Source organism: Amycolatopsis sp. NPDC005961 (assembly GCF_040629235.1).
Taxonomy (GTDB): Bacteria; Actinomycetota; Actinomycetes; order Mycobacteriales; family Pseudonocardiaceae; genus Amycolatopsis; species Amycolatopsis camponoti.
The window spans coordinates 167,884-172,634 of sequence record NZ_JBEXVF010000009.1 but is presented as its reverse complement, the minus strand read 5'-3'; the positions used below and the strand labels follow the sequence as shown (position 1 = coordinate 172,634).

4 protein-coding genes are annotated in these 4,751 nt (G+C 74.8%); all 4 read left to right on the top strand.

Annotated elements, in window-relative coordinates; translation table 11 throughout:
* Positions 1-11: 11 nt before the first annotated feature.
* The 4 genes from ABZ342_RS11255 (at position 12) to ABZ342_RS11240 (ending at position 4,735) form a co-directional block, all read left to right on the top strand.
* Positions 12-935 (top strand): kinase, encoded by a 924-nt coding sequence (locus ABZ342_RS11255; RefSeq protein WP_360471450.1) that lies wholly within the window; start codon positions 12-14, stop codon positions 933-935.
* 5 nt (positions 936-940) lie between these two features.
* On the top strand, positions 941-1,963 hold the full coding sequence (locus ABZ342_RS11250; protein ID WP_155547046.1) for a pyridoxal-phosphate dependent enzyme: 1,023 nt from the start codon (positions 941-943) through the stop codon (positions 1,961-1,963).
* Complete coding sequence (locus tag ABZ342_RS11245; RefSeq protein WP_360471447.1) at positions 1,960-3,153, top strand: ATP-grasp domain-containing protein; 1,194 nt, start codon at positions 1,960-1,962, stop codon at positions 3,151-3,153. Before ABZ342_RS11250 ends, ABZ342_RS11245 begins: the two co-directional genes overlap by 4 nt.
* Positions 3,154-3,259: 106 nt before the next feature.
* Complete coding sequence (locus ABZ342_RS11240) at positions 3,260-4,735, top strand: argininosuccinate lyase (protein WP_360471444.1); 1,476 nt, start codon at positions 3,260-3,262, stop codon at positions 4,733-4,735.
* Positions 4,736-4,751: the final 16 nt, after the last annotated feature.

Genomic DNA, 4,751 nt, shown 5'->3' with positions numbered 1-4,751 from the left:
AGGAGAACGCCATGACCGAAGACCTCGCGGTCGCCGCACCGGCCCCCGCCACCGTCACCGACCCGCGCGCGGGCAGCTTCCGCGTCGACGCCCATCACGGCGAAATCCTGCAAGGGGTCTTCGTCGCCGACGGCCGCCTGCGCCGCGGGCTCGTCACCCTGCCGTGCCCGCTCTACAGCACCCGCGCCACCTTCCTGCCCACCGAGGACACCGGCACGACGGTGCGGCCCGCGTGGCGCACCAAGGCCCGCCGCGCCGCCGACCTCACCCTGGCCCGCCTCGGCACCCCGGTCCCCGGCGGCCTGCTCGACATCACCAGCGACATCCCGCTGTGCCGCGGCTTCGGCTCCTCGACCGCGGACGTGACGTCGGCGATCGGCGCGGTCCTCGCCGCGACCGACCGCCGGCTCTCACCGGCCGAGGTCGGCGCGCTGGCCGTCGAAGCCGAGACCGCGTCCGACTCGCTGATGTACGGCGGCCGGGCGGTCGTCTTCGCCCACCGCGAAGGCGAGCCGATCGAGGACCTGGGGGAGCTGATGCCCTTGTCCGTGCTGGGCTTCGGCACCAGCCCCGGCGGCCGCGGCGTCGACACGCTCGAACTCCCGCCCGCGCGCTACACGTCGTGGGAGATCGAGGCGTTCCGGCCGTTGCGCGGCCTCCTGCGCCGGGCCGTGCGCGACGGCGACGCGGGCCTGCTCGGCCGCGTCGCCACCGCCAGCACCCTGCTCAACCAGCGGCACCTGCCCATCCCCGGGCTGGACGACATCCTCGCCGCCGCCCGCGCCGCCGGGGCCGTGGGCGTGCAGGTGGCCCACAGCGGCGACGTCGCCGGCCTGCTCTTCGACGCGACAGACGCCGAGACCCCGGCCCGGCTGGAGTTCGCCGCGACCCGGCTCGACGTGACCGAAACCTGGCAGTTCGAAACCGAGAGGTGAGTCCGATGACCCTTGCCGCACCCGTCAGCCGGTCCGTCGTGGAGGCGACCGAGCTGCCCCGGATCATCCGGATCCGGCCCAACTTCCACGTCGCCGCCTTCGGCCTGATGAAGCTGCTGCCCGCCCGGTTCATGCTCGACCGCGCCGAAGAACGCGGCGAAGTCGGTCCCGGCACGACCGTGCTCGAGACGTCGTCGGGGACCTTCGGCCTCGGCCTCGCGATGGTCTGCCGGCTGCGCGGCTACCCGCTCACGATCGTCGGCGACCCGGCCATCGACGCGCCGCTGAAGCGCCGCCTCGAGCACCTCGGCGCCCGCGTCGAGATCTGCCCGGAGCCCAGCCCGGTCGGCGGGTTCCAGCGCGCGCGGCTCGACCGGCTCGAGGAGCTGCGCGCGGAGTACCCGAACCACTGGGTCCCCGGCCAGTACAGCAACCCCGACAACCCGCGGTCCTACGCGCTGGTGGCCGAGCAGCTCGCCGAGACGATCGGCGTGCCCGACTGCCTGGTCGGCGCGGTCGGCTCCGGCGGCTCGACGTCGGGCACCAGCTCGTTCCTGCGCATGCTCGTCCCGGATATGACACTCATCGGCGTCGACACCCAGCGCAGCGCCATCTTCGGCCAGGAAGACGGGCCGCGCGTGCTGCGCGGGCTCGGCAACAGCCTGGTACCGCCCAACGTGGCGCACGAAAGCTACGACCAGGTGCACTGGATCGGCGCGGCCGAGGCGTTCGCCGCGACGCGCGAGCTGTACGCGCGGCACTGCCTGTTCATGGGCCCGACCAGCGGCGCGTCGTTCAAGGTCGCCGACTGGTTCTCGCGCCGGAACCCCGACGCCACGGTCGTCGCGCTGCTGCCGGACGAGGGCTACCGCTACCAGGACACGGTGTACTCCGACGAATGGCTGCGCGCGCAGGGGCTGGCGCACGCGGGCGCGGGGGAGCCGTACGAGGTCGTCGCGCCCGCCGAGCCGGGCGGCTCGTGGACGTGGCTGAACTGGGGCCGGCGCCCGCTGGCCGACGCGTCGTGAAGCGCACGCTGCTGCTCGTCGAGAGCAACACGACCGGCACCGGGCGGCTGTTCGCGCGGCAGGCCCGGGAGCTGGGCTTCGAGCCGGTGCTGGCCGCGGCCGACCCTTCGCGCTACCCGTACGCGGCCGAGGACGGCGTCCGCGTCGTCGTCTGCGACACGGCGGACGCGTGCGCGGTCCTGGCTTCCGACATCGGCGAACCGGCCGGGGTGACGAGCAGCTCGGAGTACTTCATCCCGGTCGCGGCGCGGATCGCGGCGAAGCTGGATCTGCCCGGCCCGGACCCGGACGCCGTGACGGAGTGCCGCGACAAGGCCCACCAGCGGGCCGTTCTCGGGGCGCCCTGCACGGTGGCGACCTCGGTGGAAGCGGCCGTCGCGGCGGCCGTGGAGTTCCCGGTGGTGCTCAAGCCGGCCGAGGGGTCCGGGAGTGTCGGCGTGCTGCGGTGCGAGACGCCGGCGTCGGTGGCCGCGCAGGCCGCGGCGCTGCTTTCGGTGACGCACAACGAACGCGGGCTCCCGGTGCCGCCGCGGGTACTGGTGGAGCCGTACGCGAACGGGCCGGAGTACTCGGTCGAGCTGTTCGGCGACGTGGTGGTGGCGGTGGTGCGCAAGCACCTCGGGCCGTCACCGTTCTTCGTCGAGGTCGGCCACGACGTCCCGGCTTCGCTGCCTCCCGCGGACGAGACGGCGTTGATCGACACGGCCCGGGCGGCGGTGACCGCGCTGGGCCTCGGCTTCGGCGCGGCGCACGTCGAGATCCGGCTGACCCCGTCCGGGCCGCGGCTGATGGAGGTCAACCCGCGTCCGGCGGGCGGCATGATCCCGGAGCTGGTCCGCGCGGCGACGGGCGTCGACCTCGTCGCGGCGCAGGTGGCGGCGGTGCTGGGCCTGCCACCCGACCTGCGGCCCACGCGGCGGGCCTGTGCGTCGCTGCGGTTCCTGACGGCGACGGCGACTTCGGTGCTTTCGGCCGGGGACGCCGTGACGAAGGCGTCGACGGTGCCGGGAGTGGCCGAGGCCCGGCTCTACCGCGCGGACGGCACGGTGGTCCGCCCGGCGCGGGACTACCGGGACCGGGCCGGGCACGTCCTCGCCGTCGCGGACCGGCCCCGCGGCGCTCGCGCCGCGGCCGTGGCCGGGCTCGACCGGTTGCGCGCCGCCCTCGTCCCGGAAGGAGTGACCCGGTGACCCTGCGGTTCCTCATCGCCACCGTCGCGCAGACCGATCGCGCGCGCGACGAACGGGACGAAGAGCGTCCCGAACCCCACCCGGACACCCCGGAAGGAGCACCTCGATGACCATCGCCCCAGGCGGAACCGGACGGCTCACCAGCGCCATCTCCGCCGCGGCCAGGGAGATCCTCTTCGACCGCGACACCGCACCCGCCCCCGACCCGGTCGCCGCCGAGCTCGGGCTGATCAGCCAGGTCGACCGCGCCCACGTCGTGATGCTCGCCGAACGCGGCATCGTCGACCGGGCCCGCGCCGCGGAACTGCTCAGCGGCATCGAAAGCCTGCGGAAACAAGGGTTCTCGGCCCTGCACGACGTCCCCGCACCCCGCGGCCGCTACCTCGCCTACGAGTCCCACCTCATCGACACCCTCGGCGCCGAGACCGGCGGGATCCTCCACAGTGGACGCTCGCGCAACGACCTCAACGCCACGGTCGTCCGGCTGCGGTTGCGCGAACCGCACGAACGCCTGCTCGCCGAGTCCGACGCCCTCGGCCGCGCCCTGCTCGAGCGGGCCCGGCGCTGGGCCGGCGTCACCATGCCCGCCTACACCCACCACCAGCCCGCCGTCCCGATCACCTACGGGCACTACCTCGCCGGCGTCGCGAGCGCGCTCGTCCGGGACGTCGAAAGCCTCTGGCAGGCCGGCGCCGAGATCGACCAGAACCCGCTCGGCGCGGGCGCGGTCGGCGGCACGTCGCTGCCCGTCGACCAGGACCGCACCACCGCGCTGCTCGGCTTCGCCACCTCGATCCCGAACTCGCTGCACGCCGTCGCGTCGCGGGACCTGGTGCTGCGCCAGCTGTCCGCGGCCACCGTCCTCGGTGTCCTGCTCTGCCGCGTCTCCCACGACTTCCAGGCGTGGACGAGCGCGGAGGCCGGGCTCCTGCGGCTGGCCGACGACGTCGTCGGGTCCAGTTCGATGATGCCGCAGAAGCGCAACCCGTTCCTGCTCGAACACGTCCAGGGCCGCGCGCTGGCCCCGCTCGGCGCGTTCACCGCGTCCGCGAGCGCGATGGCGACGGCGCGGTTCACCAACGCCATCGCCGTCGGCACCGAGGCGGTGGCTCCCGCGTGGTCGGCGCTGGAGGCCGCGACCGACGCCGTCGTGCTGCTGCGGCTCGTCGTCGAGGGCGCCGAGCCGGTGCCGGAGCGGATGTACGCCCGCGCCGTCGACGGCCAGACCGCGGCCACCCACCTCGCCGAACGGCTCGTCGACGCCGGGATGCCGTTCCGCCGGGCCCACCACGAAGTCGGGGCCGTCGCGAAGGAAGCCCTCGACCACGGCCTGCCGCTGCACGAGGTCGCCCGGGTCCGGCTGGCCGGGCAGCCCGCGCACGTCCTCGCCGCGCTCGACCCGGCCGAGGTGGCCCAGCACGCGGCCCACGGCGGTGGCCCGGCGCGGGAGTCCGTGCTCGCCGCCGTCACCGAGGCCGAAGCCGCGTTCGCGCGGATCCGCGCCGCCGCCGAAGAACGCCGCTGGCGCTGGAGCCAGGCCGAAATCGGCCTCGACGACGCCGTCCGAACCCTCATCCGCTGACCGCCAAGGAGCCTGT

Bases quoted from the DNA above. Each gene is read 5' to 3' on its own strand.
- ABZ342_RS11255 (WP_360471450.1), top strand. From the start codon at position 12: ATGACCGAAGACCTCGCGGTCGCCGCACCGGCCCCCGCCACCGTCACC.
- ABZ342_RS11250 (WP_155547046.1), top strand. From the start codon at position 941: ATGACCCTTGCCGCACCCGTCAGCCGGTCCGTCGTGGAGGCGACCGAG.
- ABZ342_RS11240 (WP_360471444.1), top strand. From the start codon at position 3,260: ATGACCATCGCCCCAGGCGGAACCGGACGGCTCACCAGCGCCATCTCC.